This window comes from Kitasatospora sp. NPDC057965 (assembly GCF_042887135.1).
GTDB lineage: Bacteria > Actinomycetota > Actinomycetes > Streptomycetales > Streptomycetaceae > Kitasatospora.
On record NZ_JBHVPZ010000001.1, the window covers coordinates 448577 to 467746 of the forward strand.

The window sequence follows — 19170 nt, forward strand, 5'->3', positions numbered from 1 at the left end:
CGTAGCAGAGGGCTCCGACAATCGATGCGACACGCGGCGTCGCCCGGATGGAGCACTTCGGTAGCCGAGCGGCTGCGCAGTGTCATATCGTCGAAGAGCTCCGCCCCCTGACGGGCGGGGCCACGGCCGCCGGAGCGCCTGGCCAGGACCGGCGGCCGTACTCGTGCCCGCACGCCGTTCCCGCCGCGCCCGCCACCTCGTAGGCTTGGCAGCCGCGCCGGCCCACCGCAGCCCCGCCGGCCCACCGGACCGGCAGGAGCAAGCCCCGTGACCAGCCCGCACTTCGTGGTGATCGGAGAGTGCGTCGCCGACGTCGTCCGCACCGACGGCGCGCCCGACACCGTCCACCCGGGCGGCAGCCCGGCCAACGTCGCGTACGGGCTGGCCCGGCTGGGGGAGCCGGTCGGGCTGCTCACCGAGCTCGCCGACGACCCCTACGGCCGGCTGATCCGCGCCCACCTGGAGTCGGCCGGGGTGACCCTGCTGCGCGAGCCGTCCGCCGCCGGCACCGGCCCGCGCACCCCGTCGGCGGTGGTGCGGCTGGACGCCGAGGGCCGGGCGCACTACACCTTCGACATCGGCTGGACCCTCCCGGCCGGTGACCTCCCCGTCCCACCGGGGCACCTGCACATCGGCTCGATCGCGGCCGTGACCCCGCCCGGCGCGGCGGCCGTGCTCGCGCTGGTCGAGCGGTGGCACGGCCGGGCCACCGTCAGCTACGACCCGAACGTGCGGCCCGCGCTGATGGGCGAGCACACCGAGGCCGTCCGCCGGGTCGAACGCTGCGTGGGGCTCAGCGACCTGGTCAAGGCCAGCGACGAGGACCTCGCCTGGCTCTACCCCGACCGCACCCCGGAGGAGGCCGCCCGGCACTGGCTCGGCCTCGGCCCGGCCACCGTCGCGGTCACCCGCGGCCCGGCCGGCGCCTTCGCGCTCACCGCCGACGGCCGCCACATCGAGGCCGCCGCCCGCGCGGTCCGGGTCGCCGACACCGTCGGCGCCGGCGACGCCTTCACGGCCGCCCTCCTGCACGCCCGCCGCACCGGCGCCGACCTCCCCACCGCCCTCACCCGCGCCACCACCGCGGCCACCCTCACCGTCACCCGCCCCGGAGCCACCCCACCCGACACCGTCGAACTCGCCGCAGCCCTGCGCGGATAGCCCACCGCCGGCCGGCGGCCGGGTTTGCGGCCGGTGACGTCACATGTTCGGACGATCACCACAGCCCACGCTCCGATCCCCACCGGGCCCATCGCGAAGCGGCCACGATCACCATCGCCACGCTCACCTCGGCGGAGCAACCCGCCGAGGCTCCCACCCGCAGGGGGAACGGGGGAGAGCCGACCGTCCGGCGCCGTCGGGCCGGAGCGCCCCGTACCTGCGGGGCGGGCTTGTTGCCGCGGCAGAAAATTCAGGGGACACCCCTGCCGCACCCGGCCACAATGACCGCATGCCGCAGGAAACCGATCAGTTGCTCGCCGACGTCGACCCGCTCTCCCACCCGGAGCGTCAACGGCTGGTCGCCCGCAGGGCCCGGGAACTGGCCACCGACGGCCGTCTCCCGGAGCTTCTCGCCGATCTGGAACGCCGCGGCGTGTACGGCCGGCGGCTGGCCGCGTTCGCCGCGTCGGCGGGTGGCGCCACCGACCACCTCACCGAGCGGCTGACCGACCCCGACCCGGTGGTCCGCGGGTACGCCCTGCGAGCCGCCCGCACCCCGGCGATCACGGACGAGGCGATCGAGGCGGCGTTCGCCGGCGCCTCCTGCACCCTGCGCCGACAGCTGGCCCGGGCCGTCCGGCACGGCCGCCGCCACCGGCTCGCCGAGCGGCTGGTGGCGAGCCTGCGCGCCGAATGGGGCGACACCGAGGCCGCCCGGCTGCTCTCCGCCTGCGGCCCCGCGTTCGTCGGCCGGACCCTGCCCGACCTCGCGCACGCCTCCCCGCTCGCCACGCTCGCCGCACGTTTCCCGGACGAGGTCCTGGACCACCTGGAGCGGGTCCTCGCCGAGCACCCCGAGACGCTGCGGCTGGGGCAGTGGCCCGCCCTGGCCGACGCCCTCGGCGCCACCACACGCGCCCGCCCCGAACGGGTCCTCGACCTGATGGAGCGTTTCGGCCCGGACCTCCCGCTGCGCCGCGACCAGCTTCCCCCGCTGGCCGCCACGGATGCCGAACGCACCGTCCGCCTCCTCGCCGACCCGCGGCGCGGCACGGTCGGGCCCTGCACCACACCGCCCACCAACGGCACGCTGCGACGGCTGGTGCGCGCCGACCCGCCCTCGCTCCCCGCCCTCGGCCGCCACTGGCTGGCAGCCCCGCGCTGCTTCGCCGCCCTGCTGCGCGCCCTGCCGCCGGGTCGACGCGACACCTTCCTCGACCTCGTGTACGCCGGGGCCCTTCCGAGGGAGGGCGACCTTCCCCTGCTGTTGCCGCTGTTCCCGCACGCCCGCCGCCATGCCGAGGCCCGGCGGCAGGTCGCCGCACGCCGCGCGGAGGGCAGCCCCTGGCCCCGGACAGCCGCCGCGTCGGCCTACCTGCCCACCGAGGAGGCCCAGCCGGCACTGCGGGCCGCACTCTCCCGCCCGGATGCCGGCGACCGGGCCGCCGCGTGGACGGCCCTGTTCGCCAACGCGGCCGCTTCCGGCGACCGGGCCGCCGTCCAGGACGCGCTCGGCCTGCTGCCGCGGCTGCGCAACGAGCAGGACCCGGTGCGCAGCGCGGCGCTGACCTCGCTCGCCCGGGTGCCCGCCCGGCTGCTGACCCGGGCGGCGGTGCCCCTCCTCGACGGCGCCGTCGAGGATGCGATCAACGCCCGTGACTGCTCGCACGCCACCCGCGCCGCCCTGCAACGGCTGGTCACCGAGGTTCTGCGCGAGCACGCCCTCGCCGGTGGAGCCGAGCTGGTCGAGTGGGCGCTGCGGAGCCTGCGGCGGATCGCCGGGCAGACCGGCACGATCGAACTCGGCCCGCTGGAGCACCGGCTGCGGCGGGGTCAGGAACACGCCGTGTTCGCGACCTTGCGGCCGTGGTTGGACACCATGGCCGACACCGCGGACCACTGGCTCCTGTTCACCCTGGCCCGCTCGTTCGGCCGACGGGCCCGTGGCATCCCGGAACTCCAGGAACTCCTCCTGCACGCCCTCCGGTTCGGGCCGGACGGCGCGTTCGGTACGGCCGCCGCCCTGTGGCTGGACGACCCGCGCACCCGCGGTTCCCGGGTGGCCGAGATCCTGGAGATCGAGCCCTCCGCCGCCGTCCTGCCCCCGGTCCGGAACGTGCTGGTCGAGCTGCGCACCGATCTGCTCGACCCCTTGCTCGACCCCGTTCCGCCGTACGGGCGGTTCCTCGGACGGTCGAAGCGGGCAACCCTGCCACCCACCCGGTCGGCGAGCCGCTGGACGCCGGGCCAATGGCGGGCCGCCGCCGGCCTGGCCGCCGCGGCTGCGAACGATCCCACCCTGCCGCTGCACGCGCGCGCCGCGGCTGTCCACGCCGCCGCCGCGATCCCGCAGTACGGCGAAGCGGTCGTCCGAGCCCAACTGGACTCGGACGAGGTGGTGCTCGCCGAGGCGGCGCTCGCCGCGCTGGCCCGGACGGACCGGCCCGCCGACGCGCTGGGCGACCTGCTGGCCCACGCGGGCGGCGACCGCGCCCGGGTCGCGGTGTACGCGGCCGCCCGGGCCGCCCGGTCCGCCCTGCCGGGCGAGCTCGCCGAGCGACTCGGCGGGCTGCTGTCCCGGGCCCGGGGCGCCAAGGTGACCAGCCGCAAGGAAGCCGTGCGGCTGGCCGCCGAGCACCTTCCGCCGCGGTCCGCCGCCGACCTGCTCGTCGCCGCGTACCGCGCCGAAGGCCAGCACGAGGACGTGCGCGCCGCAGCGGTGGCCTTCGCGGCCGGTCTGCTGGACGCCGAACCGGTCTGGGACCTGCTCGCCGAGGCCGCCGGGCAGGGCCCGCCGGCCGTGCGCCGCGCCGTACTGCGGGCGGACCCGGGGTGCCTTCCCGAGACCCACCGGGCCCGCTACGCCCACCTGGTGGCCTCGGTCGCCGCAGCCCCGGACCCGGAAGTCGCCGTGCCCGCCCTCGCCGTGCTGCCGCGATGGGCCGCCTGGGCCCCGCGGACCGCGGACGTGGCCCGGCAGGCCGTCACCGACCTTGCGAACCGCGGCAGCTGGCGTGCGGCCGCGGGGGCCGTCCGCACGCTCGCAGCCTCCGGACTTCCCCACCCGGTCGGCGGCACCGCCCCCGGCAGCCTTCTGCACCGCACCCTCGCCGAACTCGCCGCCGCGCGGACGGACGATCCGCACGCCGGGGACGACCGGGACCTGCCGGCCCGCCGGAGGCTGGCTCACCTCGCCGATCTCCCGGCCGACGACCGTCACCGGCCCCTGCTCGCCGGCACCGCCGACCTGCTCGCGGCCGAACCCGACCTCGCGGACATCAGAGCGGCGGCGCTGCGCCGGCTGGTGGACCCCGCGGCCGGGCCGCAGGCGCTGGCGGACGCACTCGGCGCGCTCGAAGAAGCTCACCGTGACCGGCCCGCGGCGGCCGCGTTGACCGCCCTGGCGCTGCAGCGAGAGCACGCCTCGGGCCCGCTGCCGCCGCCCGGGACACTCGACGCGCTGGTGCGCACCGCCCGCCGCACCGGCGACACCGCTGCGGCCGCCGGACTGTTCGCGACCGCGCTGACCGAGGCGTTCGGCGACCGCCTCGGCTGGCCCCGGGAGTGGCGGGCCCTGCTGCGCGAGCTGCGCCGCCATCCTTCGCCGGACGTGCGGGAACGCGCCGTCGCTGCCGTCATCCACCGGGAGTGACCTGTCGCCGGGCCGCCGGGTGCGCCGCATCCGGTGTGCGTGGTGCGGGACGGAAGGCGGGACCGCGGAGGAGAGATCATCCGTGAAGCTGATCCCGCCGTGCTCGTGCCGCCTTGCGCACACACCGGGGCTCGACCGGCGGACCTGCGACGCCGAGCCGCGGATCGCGGTGCTCGCCCTGAGAGCGTCCGCACCGGTCGGCCCCGGCTGCTGACTCGTGGGCCGAGCGGGTCAGGCGGCCAGGGGGCGGGTCTGCTGGGTGTCGGAGTCGAAGGTGCGGGCCGTGTCGAAGGTGCCGGTGAGGTCGGGGTGGCGGCCGAGGAGGGTGTGGGCGAGGGTGACGTCCTCCGGAGGGAGGCGGCGGGTGAGGCCGAGGTGGGGGGACCAGCGGCCGGGGACGTAGTGGGGGTCGGGGCCCTCGGCGTGTTCCAGGGCCTGCCAGACCCGGTGGTGCAGCTGCAGCAGCTCGAGGGTCGGGACGACCGACCAGCCGAGCACCCGGCGGCGGCTGCGGGCGGCGAAGGAGAGCAGGCCGGTCAGGCGGACGGTCAGCGGCAGGGCGTCCGCGAGGAGTTCGTCGAGCCGCTCGACGGCCCCGGCGGGCATCCGGGCGCAGGCGGCCAGGGTGAGGTGGGGGCGGTGGCCGGGGTGCGGGTTGTGGGCGAGGCTGTCGACGCCACCGTCGGCGAGCTGCCGCCAGACCGCGCGCACGGCGCGGTCCAGCGGCGGGTCGCAGAGCAGCTCAACGGTCTGCACGGGTGAGGTCCTTGGCGTACCAGATCTCGGCGTACGGGCGGTCGGTGTAGGCGGGGATCTCCTGGTAGCCGTGGCGGGCGTACAGGGTGCGGGCCTCCACCAGGTCGAGCCGGGTGTCCAGGACGATCCGCTCGGCGCCGAGCGCCCGCGCCGCCTCGTCGACGGCGGCCATCAGCCGGGCGCCGCCGCCGGTGCCGCGTCGGACCGGCCGGACGTAGACCCGGGTCAGTTCGACGGTCGTGGCGTCGACGACGCGCAGTCCGGCGCAGGCGGCGGGCTCGTCGGCGTAGCGGCCGAGCAGGAAGACCCCGGTGGGCGGGGCGAGGTCGTCGCTGGGGGAGCCGGCGAGGCCGGTCTCGATCTCCTCGGGGGTGCCGTCCCGCCCGAGGTGCAGCCGGTAGTAGCTGTTGGCGACGTCGGTGTAGTAGTCCCGCAGCAGCGCCAGGGCCTCGGTGGACCCGACATCGGCGGGCGCGATCGCCCAGAGTTCGGTGGTGTTGCGCTGCGTGCTGATCGTCATGCGCGCATTATCGGTCGCGCGCCGACACCGTTGCGAGCCCTTTTCGATCATCCTCTCGATCGCCCTCGTCCTGGTGGGCCGGGTGGGTGACGGGGGGATTGGGTGGTCGGCGTGGCGGGGGAGCAGTGGGGCTATGGATAGACCATCAGATAGTCGTACTGGTGGGGGATCGGCGGCTCGGCGGGCTCGGCGGGGGCGGAACGGGCTGGTCGCGGCGGTGTGCCTGGCCGCCGCGGTCGCGGGGTGCGGCGCGCCGCCGTCGGCCGAGCGGGCCGCGGCGAGCGCGCCGACGAGCACGGCCGCGGGCACCGCAACGAGCGCGGCGGCGAACCCGGAGGGCACGTCGGCGGACGGGGGCGGGTCGCGCGCGGCCGCGGCGCCGCTGGTGCTGCCGGGCCCGGCCCGCGCCGAGGAGGAGGCCGGCGGCGAGGCCGTGGCCCGCAAGGCGCGGGCCGCCAGGACGGCGCTGGAGACCGCCGCGCGGTGGGGTCTGGCACGGCCACCGCTGCCCGTCCCGCCGCCCCCGGCGAGCCGCCCGGCGCTGTTCGCCACCCAGGGGGTGAAGCTCGCGGAGGGCCTGCCGCCGGTGGTCTACCGGGTGCCCACCGACGAGCGGATCGTCTTCCTGACCGTCGACGACGGCGCCGAGAAGGACCCCGAGTTCAGCCGGATGGCCGCCGAACTGGGCGTCCCGCTGTCCACCTTCGTCGCGGACTACCTGGCCCGCTCCGACTACGGCTACTTCCGTCGGCTGGCCGCCCAGGGCGACGCGGTGAACAACCACACCATCAACCACCGCAACCTCAAGGTGCTCGACTACGGCACCCAGCGCGAGGAGATCTGCCGCCAGCAGGACCAGCTGGAGGAGCAGATCGGCGCCCGCCCGCGGCTGTTCCGCCCGCCGTACGGCGAGTACAACGAGGACACCCTGCGGGCGGCCGGTTCCTGCGGCGTCCAGGCGGTGCCGCTGTGGAACGAGGAGGCGTTCCCGGACCACATGGAGTATCGCTACGAGGACCAGCGGCTCCACCCGGGCGACATCATCCTCACCCACTTCCGCGGCACCGACCTGTGGAACGGCACCATGCCCGACCTGCTGCGCAAGGTGGTCGACGAGGTGACGGCGCAGGGCTTCGCGCTGGCCCGGCTCGACGACTACCTGTAGCGCGGTCGGCCGCTGGAACGGCGGACGGCGGCGACGGGCGGGACGCGGGCCGCGTCAGCCGAGCGAGAGGGCGTCCAGGTACACCCAGGCGCCCTCGTGCCGGACGAACCGGCTGTGCTCGGTGAGGACGCCCTCCTCCCGCCCGTCCGCGTAGTGCGCCCGGAACGCCACCGTGCCCTCGGCGTGGAACGGCCCGCCCTCGGTGGTGGAGAGCACCTCCAGCCGCAGCCAGCGCAGCCCCGGGTCGAAGTCGACCGAGTCCGGCCGGGTGTCCGGGTGCCAGGTGCGCAGCAGATAGGCCTCGTCGCGGGCGGCGAATGCGCTGTAGCGCGAGCGCATCAGGGTCTCGGCGGTGGTCGCGGCGCCCTGGCCGCGGTGCAGCAGGCCGCAGCACTCGGCATAGCTGGCGGGCAGGCCGCAGGGGCAGGGCGAGGAGGGCAGCAGGCGCGGCGCGGGGGCGGTGGCGCGGGCGGCGGATCGGCGTCGGGACATGGGTCCATTCTGGCGCCTCGCGGGGGCGGCTCCGAAGCGGTGCGGGCGCGGTCCGGCGGGGTGCGCCGTCGCGCTCCCGCCGAGGTCTTCCGGGGGCCTTGCCGGAGGTCTTCCGCCGGTGCGGCGGAATGGCCTAAAGTTGACCGTCCTCCGACAATCCGGAAGGTAGAAATCCGCTTGCACCGACGTCAGGGCATGCGCGCCCGTAGCTGACGGGGTGTCGAAAGAGACCGTATCGGTCCGCACTGTCCCTGCCAAGGTGCCTGACAATGTGTACGAAATCGCCAACGAACCGTCACACTTGAGCACCGCTGGCGGGCGCGTCGGGGGTGATCTTTCCGGCATATCGAACGAGTGACGGAAATGTGCTGGTGATTCGTAGATCTTTACCCCACCATCTCCCAGGGCACACCGCCCATTTCTCGCCGACCACAAGTCGATGCAGCAGCACCCCTCGGGAGAGAGTGATGAGTTCGACGGGACTTCCCCCGCTGGATCCGGCCGCGCCGCTGGCCGCACTGGTTACCGCGCAGGTCAGACGGACACCGGACGCCACCGCCGTGATCGACGGCACGCGCCGGCTGACCTACCGCGAACTGGACGCCGCGGCCGACGCGATGGCGGGCCGGCTGGCCGCCGCCGGCGTGCGCGCCGAGACACTGGTCGGCGTCTGCCTACCGCGAACGGCGGACCTCGTGGTCAGCCTGCTGGCGGTGCTGCGGGCCGGCGGCGCCTACGTACCGCTCGACCCGGCCTACCCGCGCGACCGCCTCGAACTGGTGGTCGGCGACGCGCAGGCCCCCGTCGTGGTCACCGACCGTGCCCACGAGCACCTGCTGAACGGCGCCGGCGCCACCCTCCTGTACGTCGACGGCGAGAGCCCCGCCGCTCCGCTCGACCCGGCCGCCGCGCGCCCCACCACCGGTGACGCCACCACCGACGCGCTCGCCTACGTGCTCTACACCTCCGGCTCCACCGGCCGCCCCAAGGGCGTCTCGGTCACCCAGCGCGGCGTCAACGCGATGCTCCGCTGGGCGGCCGGCACCTATACCGCCGCCGACCTCGCCGGCGTGCTCTTCGGCACCTCCGTGTGCTTCGACATCTCGGTGTACGAGCTGTTCCTCCCGCTCTCCGTCGGCGGCACGATCATCGTCGCGGAGAACGTCCTCGCCCTGCCCGAGCTGCCCGCCCGGGACGAGGTCACCCTGGTCAACACCGTGCCCAGCGCCATGGCGGCACTGCTGCGCGGCGACGGCCTTCCCGGCGGCGGGGGTCTGCCGGGCACCGTGCGCGTGGTCAACCTGGCCGGCGAGGCCCTCCCCCGGCACCTGGCCGACAAGGTGTACGCCCAGCCCCTGGTCGAGCGCCTCTACAACCTGTACGGGCCCACCGAGGACACCGTCTACTCCACCTGGTCGCTGGTCTCCCGCGACGGGGCCGGCGAGCCGGTCATCGGCCGCCCGCTCGACGGCACCCTCGGCCACGTCCTGGACGAGCACCGGATACCCGTGCCCGACGGCGGCATCGGCGAGCTCTACCTCTCTGGCGAGGGCCTGGCCCGCGGCTACCACGGCCGCCCCGACCTCACCGAGGAGCGCTTCGTCCACGTCGACGGCCTGCGCTGCTACCGCACCGGCGACCTGGTCCGCCGGCTGCCCGACGGCGACCTGGAGTACCACGGGCGCGTCGACCACCAGGTGAAGGTCCGCGGCTTCCGCGTCGAGCTCGGCGAGATCGAGGCCGTGCTCGCCGGCCACCCGGCCGTCGAGTCCGCCGCCGCGGTCGTCCAGCGCGACGAGGCCGGCGACTACCTGGCCGCCTTCGTCCAGCCCGCCGCCGGCGCCGCCGAGCCGACGCCCGCCGAACTGCGCGCCCACTGCGCCGCCTCGCTGCCCGGCTACATGGTGCCGCTGGCCGTCGCCGTCCTGGCGGAGATGCCGCTCACCCCCAACGGCAAGACCGACCGCAAGGCGCTGCCCCCGGTCGCCCGCAGCCGCGCCGGGCACGAGCTGTTCGTCGCCCCCCGCACCCCCGTCGAGAGCCGGATCGCCGAACTCTGGCAGGGCCTGCTCGGCGTCCCCGAGATCGGCGTCCACGACGTCTTCCTCGACCTCGGCGGCCACTCGCTGCTCGCCGCCGGCCTGCTGGCCCGGATCGAGCGCGAGTTCGGCACCCGGGTGCCGCTCGCCGAGTTCTTCGCCGCCCCGACCATCGCCTCCCTGGCCGTCCGGGTCGCCAACGGCGGCGGCGGACGGGCCTCCGTCGAGCCGCCCCGCCGCCGGTCCGACCTGCCCGCCCGCGCCACCGACTTCCAGCGCGAACTGTGGCTGCACGAGTCCATGCAGCACGACAGCCCGCTCTACAACGTGCCGCTGCGGATCCGCGCCGAGGGGGCCCTCGACCGCGAGGAGCTCGGCCGCGCGCTCACCGAGGTCGTCCGCCGCCACGAGGCGCTGCGCACCGCGCTGCGCGGAGCCGCGATCCCGACCGAGCACGACCCGGTCGACGCCGACGTCCGCCCGCCCTACACCGTCGAGGTGCCGCTGCTCGACCTCACCGGGGCCGACGGCGCGCAGCCCGACGAGGAGGCGATCGACGCCGCGCTGCGCGCCGAGGCCGCCCGCCCGCTCGACCTGTTCAACGGCCGGCTGCTGCGCGTCCTCGCCGTCCGCACCGGCGAGGACCGGCACGAGCTGCTGTTCACCGTGCACCACGCCGCGATGGACGGCTGGGCCGCCGGGCTGTTCCTCGCCGAGCTCGCCCGGGCCTACCGGGACGGCGAACTGCCCGAGCCCGACCTCCAGCTGTCGGACGTCGCCCGCTGGGAGGAGCTCAACGTCGCGGCCGGCCGCGAGGCCGCCGAGCGCTGGGGCGAGCGGCTGCGCGGGATCGAGGGCGACCAGCACCTGCCCGGCGACCGCCCGCACCCCAACCCGCAGGACGTCGCCGGCCGCCGGATCGCCCGCCGGCTCGACGCCGGCCTGGTCACCGGCGTCGAGAAGTGGGCCGCCCAGGAGGGCGCCAGCCTCTACATGGCGGTGCTCGCCGCGCTCGGCGGGATGCTGCACCGCTACACCGGACGCACCGACGTCGCCGTGCTCAGCCCCTTCGCCGTCCGCCCGGTGCCCGAGCTGGAGACGGTGCTCGGCTCGCTGATCAACACCGTCGCGCTGCGCTTCGACGTGGCCGGCACCGACAGCTTCCGCGACCTGCTCGCCCGGGTCCGCCCGGCCGTCCTGGAGGCCGCCGAGCACAGCGGCTTCCCGTTCGTCGAGCACGCCCGCGCCTCCGGCGGCTCGGCCGGCCTCACCGCCTCGCCGATCTCCCAGGTGCTGCTGGCCGTCCAGAACCACCCGGTGGCCGGCGTCGAACTGCCCGGCCTGAGCCTGACGTTCGTCGCCGAGGTGTGCAACAGCACCGCGAAGACCGACCTCTCGCTGTTCCTGGAGTTCCCGACCGACGGCCCGCTGCTGTCCGCCGAGTACCGGACCGCCCGCTACGACGAGCGGTCGGTGCGCGCCGCGCTCGACCACCTGGTCGCGCTGCTCGCCGCCGCCGTCGCCGAGCCCGACCGCCCGCTCGGCGAGCTGGTCATGCTCTCCGCCGCCGAACTCGCCGCCGACGAGCCGGTCAACCGCACCGAGGCGCCGGTCCCCGACGCCCGGCTGCACGAACTGGTCGCCGCCCAGGCCGCCCGCACCCCGGACGCGCCCGCGGTGTCCGCCGCCGACGGCACCCTGAGCTACGCCGAACTCGACGCCGCCGCCGACCGGCTGGCCCACCTGCTGGCCGCCCGCGGCGCGGGCCGCGGCAGCCTGGTCGCCGTCGCCGTCCGGCGCGGCCGGCTGCTGCCCGTCGCCCTGCTCGGCGTGCTGCGCAGCGGCGCCGCCTACCTGCCGCTCGACGTCGACCAGCCGCTCGCCCGCAACCGCGGCGTGCTCGACGACGCCGGCGTCACCCTGCTGGTCGCCGACACCGCCACGGCCGGCGACGAGCTGCTGCACGGCCGCGCGAGCGTCCTGGTGGACGGCCCCGAGCACGCGGCCGCCCCCGCCGAGGCGCCGGCCGTCACCGTCGGCCCGGAGGACCCGGCCTACCTGCTGTACACCTCCGGCTCCACCGGCGCGCCCAAGGGCGTCGCCGTGCCGCACCGCGCGATCGTCAACTTCCTGACCTCGATGGGCCGCGAACCCGGCCTCACCGAGCGGGACGTGATGGCCGCCGTCACCACCGTCACCTTCGACATCGCCGGCCTGGAGCTGTGGCTGCCGCTGGTCACCGGCGCCCGGGTGGAGATCGCCGACCGCGCCACCGCCACCGACGGGACCGCGCTCGGCGCCTGGATCGACAAGCAGGGTGTCACCCACGTCCAGGCCACCCCCGCCACCTGGCGGATGCTGCTGGAGGCCGACTGGGCCGGCCGTCCCGGGCTGACCGCCCTGTGCGGCGGCGAGGCGCTCACCGCCGACCTCGCCCGCGCCCTGCTCGGCCGGGTCGGCACGCTGTGGAACATGTACGGTCCGACCGAGACCACCATCTGGTCCACCGTCCAGCGGGTCACCCCCGACATCGCCGCCCACAGCGGCGTGGTGGCCCTCGGCGCGCCCATCGCCAACACCCGGCTGCACCTGCTCGGCACCGCCGGGCAGCCCGTGCCGGTCAACGGCATCGGCGAACTGTGCATCGCCGGCGACGGCGTCGCGCTCGGCTACCACGGCCGGCCCGACCTGACCGCCGAACGGTTCACCGCCGAACCCGGCCGCACCGACGGCGCGCGGATGTACCGCACCGGCGACCTCGCCTGCCGCCGCGCCGACGGCCGCCTGGAGTACCACGGCCGCGCCGACGCCCAGGTCAAGCTCCGCGGTTTCCGCATCGAGCTGGGCGAGATCGAGGCCGCGATCACCGCCGTCCCCGGCGTCACCGCGGGCGCCGCCCGGCTCGTCGAGACCCCGGCCGGAGCGGCCCTGGCCGGCTACGCCGTCGCCCCGGGCCTCACCGAGGACGCGCTGCGCATCGCCCTGACCGAGCGGCTGCCCGACTACATGGTGCCCGCCGGCCTGGTCCTGCTCGACGCGCTGCCGCTGACCCCCGCCGGCAAGGTCGACCGGGCCTCGCTGCCGGTGCCGCAGCTCGGCGGCGCCGGCGCCCCGCCGGAGGGCGACTGCGAGGAACTGCTCGCCGACCTGTGGATCGAGGTCCTCAAGGTCGAACGGGTCTCCCGGCACGACGACTTCTTCGCGCTCGGCGGCCACTCGCTGCTCGCCACCCGGCTGCTCGCCCGGATCCGGGACACCTTCGAAACCGAACTGCCCCTGCGCGTCGTCTTCGAGGACCGGACCCTGGCCGCCCTGGCCCGCCGCGTCGAGGAGCGCCTGCTGGAGGAGATCGACGACCTCGACGACCTCGGCGACGACCTCGGCCTCGACGCCACCGCAGGGAGCGCCCAGTGACCCACCGATCCACATCCGGAACCACCGGCAACACCGGAGAGCCCGGAACCACCAACGCACGCCCGGCCGCCGGAGACACCGGCGTTCGAACGGGGGAGACCGCATGACCGACCAGCCCACCGCCGGGACCGTCCCGGAACCGGATCCGGCCGCCAGACGGCAGGAACTGCTGCGCCGCCGCCTCGCCAAGGCCAAGGCCGCCAAGGAGGCGGCCGCGGCCGGCGGCGGCACCGACCGCCGCACCATCGCCCCGCGCCCCGAGGGAACCCCGGCGCCGCTCTCCTCGGCCCAGCGCCGGATGTGGTTCCTGGCCCAGTACGAGCCGGACAGCGCCGCCTACCACATCCCGCTCGCCCTGCGCATCGAGGGCGAACCCGACGAGGCCGCCCTCGCCGCCGCCCTCACCGACGTCCTCGCCCGGCACGAGGTGCTGCGCACCGTCTACCCGGAGGTCGACGGCGAGGTGCGCCCGGAGGCGCTGCCCGCCGACCGGTTCACCCTCACCACCGCCGACGTCCCCGCCGAGCAGGTCGAGGCCCGGCTGGAGGCCGAGGCGCGCCGTCCGTTCGACCTCGCGGCCGACCTGCCGCTGCGCGCCGCCCTGCTGCGCACCGGCGACGGCGCCGTACTCAGTCTGGTGCTGCACCACATCGCGGCCGACGGCTGGTCGATCGGCGTGCTCTTCGGCGACCTCGCCACCGCCTACGGCGCCCGCCGCACCGGCGCCGCCCCGGCGTTCACGCCGCTGCCCGTCCAGTACGCGGACGTCGCGCACTGGCAGCAGACCGAGCTGGCCGCCGAACTCGACCGCCAGCAGGCCTGGTGGCAGGAGCGCCTGCGCGGCGCCACCTCCACCGTCACGGTGCCCGCCGACCGGCCGCGGCCGGCCGTCGCCGGCACCACCGGCGCCCGGTTCACCGCGGAGCTCGGCGCCGAGCGCAGCCGCCGCGTCCGCGCCCTCGCCGAACAGACCGGCAGCACCGTCTACATGGTGCTGCTGGCCGCCCTGCAGACCGTCCTCGGCCGCTACACCGGCAGCGAGGACGTCACCGTCGGCACCCCGATCGCCGGGCGCACCCGCAGCGAGACCGAGCCGCTGGTCGGCTGCTTCGTCAACACCCTGGCGATGCGCACCGATCTCTCCGGCGACCCGACGGTCCGTGAGCTCCTGGAGCGCGTCAAGGACGCCACCCTGGGCGCCTACGGCCATCAGGACCTGCCGTTCGAGCGGCTGATCGACGCCCTCGGCCTGGAGCGCGAACTCGCCCACACCCCGCTGTTCCAGGTCCTGCTGAACGTCCACAACCAGGCCGAGGCCCGTCCCGAGCTGCCCGGCCACAGCGTCGACTGGCAGCCGATCGGCACCGACACCGCCAAGTTCGACCTGTCGGTGGCCGTCGTCGACACCGGGGGTGACCTCGCCGCCGACCTCGTCTGGCGCACCGAGCTGTACGACGAGGCCACCGTCCGGCGGGTCTTCGGCCACCTCACCACGGTGCTCGACGCGATGGCCGCCGGCCCCGACCGCCCGCTCGCCGACCTGGCCCTGCTCACCCCGTCCGAGCAGCGGCAGCTCGCCGAGTGGGACGACGAGACCCTGCGCGACTGGGACCTCGACGGCACCCTGCACGGCCTGGTCGAGGAGCAGGCCCGCCGCACCCCCGACGCGCCCGCCGTGCGCGGCGCCGACGGCGTCCTCAGCTACGCCGAACTCGACCGGCGCGCCAACGCGCTGGCCCACCGGCTGCGCGAGCACGGCGTCGGCCCGGACCGCCCGGTCGGCCTGCTGGTCGAGCGCTCCGCCGCGCTGGTGGTCGGCATGCTCGGCATCCTCAAGGCCGGCGGCGCCTACCTGCCGCTCGACCCGGTCTACCCGGACGGGCGCATCCACGCCCTGCTCGACGCCGCCGGGGCCGCCGCCGTCGTCACCACCGACGACCTGCGCGAGCGGCTCACCGCCGACCTGCCGGTGGTCGTCGCGGACGGCGAGGAGCGTGCCGACGCGCCCGAGGCGGACGTCCGTCCCGAGCACCTCTGCTACCTCATCTTCACCTCCGGCTCCACCGGCGCGCCCAAGGGCGTCGCCGTCGAGCACCGCAACTACCGCAACTACCTGCACGGCCTGCGCGAGCGGATCGGCGGCGACCAGCAGGGCTGGAACTGGGCGCTGGTCTCCACCTTCGCCGCCGACCTGGGCACCACCAACGTGTTCGGCGCGCTCACCGGCGGCGGCTGCCTGCACCTGCTGACCCGTGACCAGGCCACCGACCCGGACGCCTTCGCCGCCTACGCGGCCGAGCACCGGATCGACGCCATGAAGCTGGTCCCCAGCCACCTGGAGGGCCTGGCCGCGCACGGCACCGGCCTCGCCGCGATCCTCCCCGCCCGGCTGCTGATCTGCGCCGGCGAGGCGCTGCGGCCCGACCTGGTGGACCGGATCCGCGCCGCCCGGCCCGACCTGCCGCTGCACAACCACTACGGGCCCACCGAGACCACCGTCTCGATGCTCGGCACGCCCGTGCCCGCCGACCTCGGCGACGCGGCCACCGCGCCGCTCGGCCGGCCGTTCGGCAACGTCCGCGCCCACCTGCTGGACGCCCACCGGCGCCCCGTCCCGCTCGGCGTCCCCGGCGAGCTGTACGTCTCCGGCGGCGGCGTGGCCCGCGGCTACCTCGGCCGCGACGACCTCACCGCCGAGCGCTTCCTGGAGGTGGACGGCCACCGCGCCTACCGCACCGGCGACCTGGTCCGCCGCCGCCCCGACGGCGCGATCGAGTTCCTCGGCCGGATCGACCACCAGGTCAAGATCCGCGGCTTCCGGGTCGAGATCGGCGAGGTCGAGGCCGAGCTGACCGCCCGCCCCGAGGTGCGCGAGGCCGTCGTGGTCGCCCGCGGCGAGGGCGCCGCGCGCTCCCTGGTCGGCTACCTGGTGCCCGCCGACCCGGCCGCCGCGCCCGACCCGGGCGAGCTGCGCGCCGCGCTGCGCACCCGGCTGCCCGACTACATGGTCCCGGCCGCCCTGGTCGTCCTGGACGCCCTGCCGCTGAACGCCAACGGCAAGGTCGACCGGGCCGCCCTGCCCGAGCCGGTCGCCGCCCAGCCGGTCTCCGGCGGCGGCGAGCTGACCACCGACACCGAGCACGCGGTGGCCGAGGTCTACCGCAAGGTGCTGGAGGCCGAGGAGGTCGGCGCGGCCGACGACTTCTTCGCGCTCGGCGGCGACTCCTTCTCCGCCGTGAAGGCCGTGCGCCTGATCGGTGACGGTCTGTCGGTCATCGACCTGTTCCAGCACCCCACCGTGCACGAGCTGGCCGCGCTGATCGACGCCCGGGCCGGCGGCACCGCCGACGAGGGCCCGCGCAGCCTGCTGCACAAGCTCACCCGCGGCAACGCCCCGGCCGCGATCAACGTGGTCTGCGTCCCCTACGGCGGCGGCAGCCCGATCACCTTCCAGCCGCTCGCCGACGCGCTGCCCGCCGGCCACCGGCTGTACGCCGTCGAGCTGCCCGGCCACGACCCGAGCCGGCCCGACGACGAGCTCGCCGAGCTGAACGGGCTCGCCGACGAGCTGACCGCCCAGGTGCTGGAGAAGGTCGACGGCCCGGTGCTGCTCTACGGGCACTGCCTGGGCGGCGCGCTCGCCACCGCCCTCGGCTCCCGGCTGGAGGCGGCCGGCGTCGACCTGCGCGGCCTCGCGCTCGGCGGCACCTTCCCGGCCGCCCGGCTGCCCGGGCGCTTCGCCGAGTGGATGGCCCGCCGGATGCCGGGCGACCGGGTGCTGTCCAACCGCGGCTACCTGGAGTACCTGCGCGCCATGGGCGGCTTCACCGACGTCTACGACCAGGCCGAGCAGGACTTCCTGGTCCGGGCGCTGCGCCACGACGTGCGGCAGGCCGAGGACTTCTACACCCGCGCCTACGGGGACGAGCGGCCGGAGAAGATCGACGCCCCGATCCTGTGCGTGGTCGGCGAGAAGGACCGCGCCACCCTGCTCTACGAGGAGCGGTACGCCGAGTGGGAGCACTTCGGCGACACCGTCGAGCTCGCCGTCGTGCCGCGCGCCGGGCACTACTTCCTCAAGCACCAGGCCGATGAACTCGCCCGGGTGCTGGCGGAGTTCGCCGCCACCGGGGAGATATCCGCCCCGGCCGCGGTCAAGCGCCCGGCCGCCCGGGCCGAGCTGGGGATCTTCGCCAAGGTGGCGATCGGCCAGTTCGTCTCGATGATCGGCACCAGTCTGTCGACCTTCGCGCTCGGCGTCTGGGTCTACCAGCAGACCAACTCGGCCTTCGACTTCGCGATGATCTCGTTCATCGCGGTGCTGCCGGCCGTCCTGCTGCTACCGGTCGCCGGCGCGCTCGCCGACCGGGTCGACCGGCGCAAGATCATGATCGTCACGGACACCGTGGCCGCCGCCGGCATGCTCGGCCTCGGTCTGCTGCTCTGGGCCGACCTGCTCCAGATCTGGCACATCTACGTGGTGGCCTGCATCGGCTCCACCTGTGGAGCCTTCCAACGGCCCGCCTACCTCGCCTCGATCACCCAGCTCGTGCCCAAGCGCTACCTGGGCCAGGCCAACGGTCTCGCCCAGCTGGGCACCGGCGCGGGCGACATGATGGCCATCCTGGCGGGCGGCGTGCTGGTCACGCTGATCGGCCTGCACGGCGTCGTGCTGTTCGACATGGCGACCTTCCTCACCGGTGTCACCTGCCTGCTGATCGTCCGCTTCCCGGACGCCATGTTCGACAAGCAGGAGGAGCCGCTCTGGCGCGAGGTCGTCACCGGCTGGCGGTACATCGCGCGCCGGCACAGCCTGGTCGCGATGGTGGTCTTCTTCGTGGTGTTCAACTACCTGTTCGCCGTCGCCACCGTGCTGATCACCCCGATGGTGCTGGCCAGCGGCACGCCCCTGCAGCTCAGCGTCATCACCGCGCTCGGCGGCCTCGGGGCCATGATCGGCGCCCTGGTCATGGGGCTTTGGGGCGGCACCCGCCGCCGCACCATCGGCATGATCGGCTTCACCTCGGTGGTCGGCCTCGCCGCCGTCCTGGCCGGCAGCCGCCCGGAGACCGCGCTGACCGCCTGCGGACTCTTCGTCCTCTGGTCGGCCATGATGATCCTCAACTCGCACTGGATGGCGCTGATCCAGACCAAGGTCGGGATGGAGCTCCAGGGCCGCGTCCTGGCGACCAACCAGATGCTCGCCATGTCGATGATGCCGCTCGGCTTCCTCACCGCGGGCCCGCTCTCCGACCACGTCTTCGAGCCGATGATGCGGCCCGGCGGCGCGCTGGCCGACTCGGTCGGCCTGGTGCTCGGCACCGGGCCGGGCCGCGGCGCCGGACTGCTGCTCGTGGTGGTCGGCCTGGTGCTCTTCGTCTGGGGCCTGCTCGGCCTCGCCTACCGGCCGCTGCGCCTGCTGGAGGACATCCTGCCGGACGCGCTGCCGGACGCCGAGATCGGTGACAAGGACGCCATCCAGGCCGAGGCGGACCGGCAGCTCGCCCTCGCCGAGGCCGCCCGCAAGGGCCGGAGCGTCCCGGGCTCCGTCCGGGTGCCGCACCCGTCCGGCAAGCCGGAGCCGGTCGAGGACGACGACCCGGCCGACCGGGTGCACGCCTCCACCGGCCGGTAGCACCACCTGCGCACACGCGCCCCCGTCCCCTCTCCGGAGGGGGCGGGGGCGCCGTCGTACGTCCGTGACCCGGCCGACCCCAGCCGCGGCGGGACCTGGTGGACGTCCGACGGCACCCGGAAGCCGCTCGTGATCGGCACCGTCGGTGCGGCTGACCGCCCGGCCACCTGGCCCGGTGCGGGGCCCGGCCCGGGAGTGGCGGCACGGCCGGCCGTGCCGCCGGTCCTCGGAGCCGGTCCTCAGAGGGCGTTCGATAGGGGATTCCCCCCAACTGTCCGGCTTTTGATCACGCGGCGCGGACTCGGTTCCAGGATCTCGTGGCGGCCGGGTCCGTGT

8 protein-coding genes are annotated in these 19170 nt (G+C 75.6%); 5 read left to right on the forward strand and 3 right to left on the reverse strand.

Annotated elements, in window-relative coordinates:
- Window positions 1–267: 267 nt before the first annotated feature.
- Entirely contained in the window at window positions 268–1161 is an 894-nt protein-coding gene (locus tag ACFVVU_RS01855) for a carbohydrate kinase (protein WP_387787692.1), read from the forward strand.
- A 289-nt stretch (window positions 1162–1450) separates the two neighbouring features.
- Complete coding sequence (locus ACFVVU_RS01860; protein ID WP_387787695.1) at window positions 1451–4813, forward strand: hypothetical protein; 3363 nt, start codon at window positions 1451–1453, stop codon at window positions 4811–4813.
- A 231-nt stretch (window positions 4814–5044) separates the two neighbouring features.
- Here ACFVVU_RS01860 and ACFVVU_RS01865 read toward each other — a convergent pair whose 3' ends face one another.
- Together ACFVVU_RS01865 and ACFVVU_RS01870 are read right to left on the reverse strand one after the other, a co-directional pair.
- Window positions 5045–5569, reverse strand: a complete 525-nt coding sequence (locus ACFVVU_RS01865; protein WP_387787697.1) for a 2'-5' RNA ligase family protein — start codon at window positions 5567–5569, stop codon at window positions 5045–5047.
- Window positions 5556–6089: a GNAT family N-acetyltransferase gene (locus tag ACFVVU_RS01870; protein WP_380686525.1), complete on the reverse strand. Its 534-nt coding sequence runs from the start codon at window positions 6087–6089 to the stop codon at window positions 5556–5558. Before ACFVVU_RS01870 ends, ACFVVU_RS01865 begins: the two co-directional genes overlap by 14 nt.
- 217 nt (window positions 6090–6306) lie before the next feature.
- On the opposite strand from ACFVVU_RS01870, the gene ACFVVU_RS01875 reads away from it, so the two are divergent.
- On the forward strand, window positions 6307–7254 hold the full coding sequence (locus ACFVVU_RS01875; RefSeq protein WP_380715470.1) for a polysaccharide deacetylase family protein: 948 nt from the start codon (window positions 6307–6309) through the stop codon (window positions 7252–7254).
- Window positions 7255–7308: 54 nt separating this feature from the next.
- Here the strand turns inward: ACFVVU_RS01875 and ACFVVU_RS01880 are convergent, their stop codons facing one another.
- Window positions 7309–7746, reverse strand: coding sequence for a YchJ family protein (locus tag ACFVVU_RS01880; protein WP_380687351.1), 438 nt, complete (start codon window positions 7744–7746; stop codon window positions 7309–7311).
- Between the two features lie 467 nt (window positions 7747–8213).
- On the opposite strand from ACFVVU_RS01880, the gene ACFVVU_RS01885 reads away from it, so the two are divergent.
- Together ACFVVU_RS01885 and ACFVVU_RS01890 are read left to right on the forward strand one after the other, a co-directional pair.
- Entirely contained in the window at window positions 8214–13199 is a 4986-nt protein-coding gene (locus tag ACFVVU_RS01885) for an amino acid adenylation domain-containing protein (protein WP_387787701.1), read from the forward strand.
- Window positions 13200–13302: 103 nt separating this feature from the next.
- Window positions 13303–18834 carry an amino acid adenylation domain-containing protein gene (locus tag ACFVVU_RS01890; protein WP_387787704.1) on the forward strand — a complete coding sequence of 1844 codons (5532 nt, stop codon included), beginning with the start codon at window positions 13303–13305 and terminating at the stop codon, window positions 18832–18834.
- The last annotated feature ends 336 nt before the right edge of the window (window positions 18835–19170 follow it).

What these genes read in the sequence shown, in the direction of transcription:
- ACFVVU_RS01890 (WP_387787704.1), top strand. Translation starts at nt 13,303, where the DNA reads ATGACCGACCAGCCCACCGCCGGGACCGTCCCGGAACCGGATCCGGCC.
- ACFVVU_RS01880 (WP_380687351.1), bottom strand. Translation starts at nt 7,746, where the DNA reads ATGTCCCGACGCCGATCCGCCGCCCGCGCCACCGCCCCCGCGCCGCGC.
- ACFVVU_RS01860 (WP_387787695.1), top strand. Translation starts at nt 1,451, where the DNA reads ATGCCGCAGGAAACCGATCAGTTGCTCGCCGACGTCGACCCGCTCTCC.
- ACFVVU_RS01870 (WP_380686525.1), bottom strand. Translation starts at nt 6,089, where the DNA reads ATGACGATCAGCACGCAGCGCAACACCACCGAACTCTGGGCGATCGCG.
- ACFVVU_RS01885 (WP_387787701.1), top strand. Translation starts at nt 8,214, where the DNA reads ATGAGTTCGACGGGACTTCCCCCGCTGGATCCGGCCGCGCCGCTGGCC.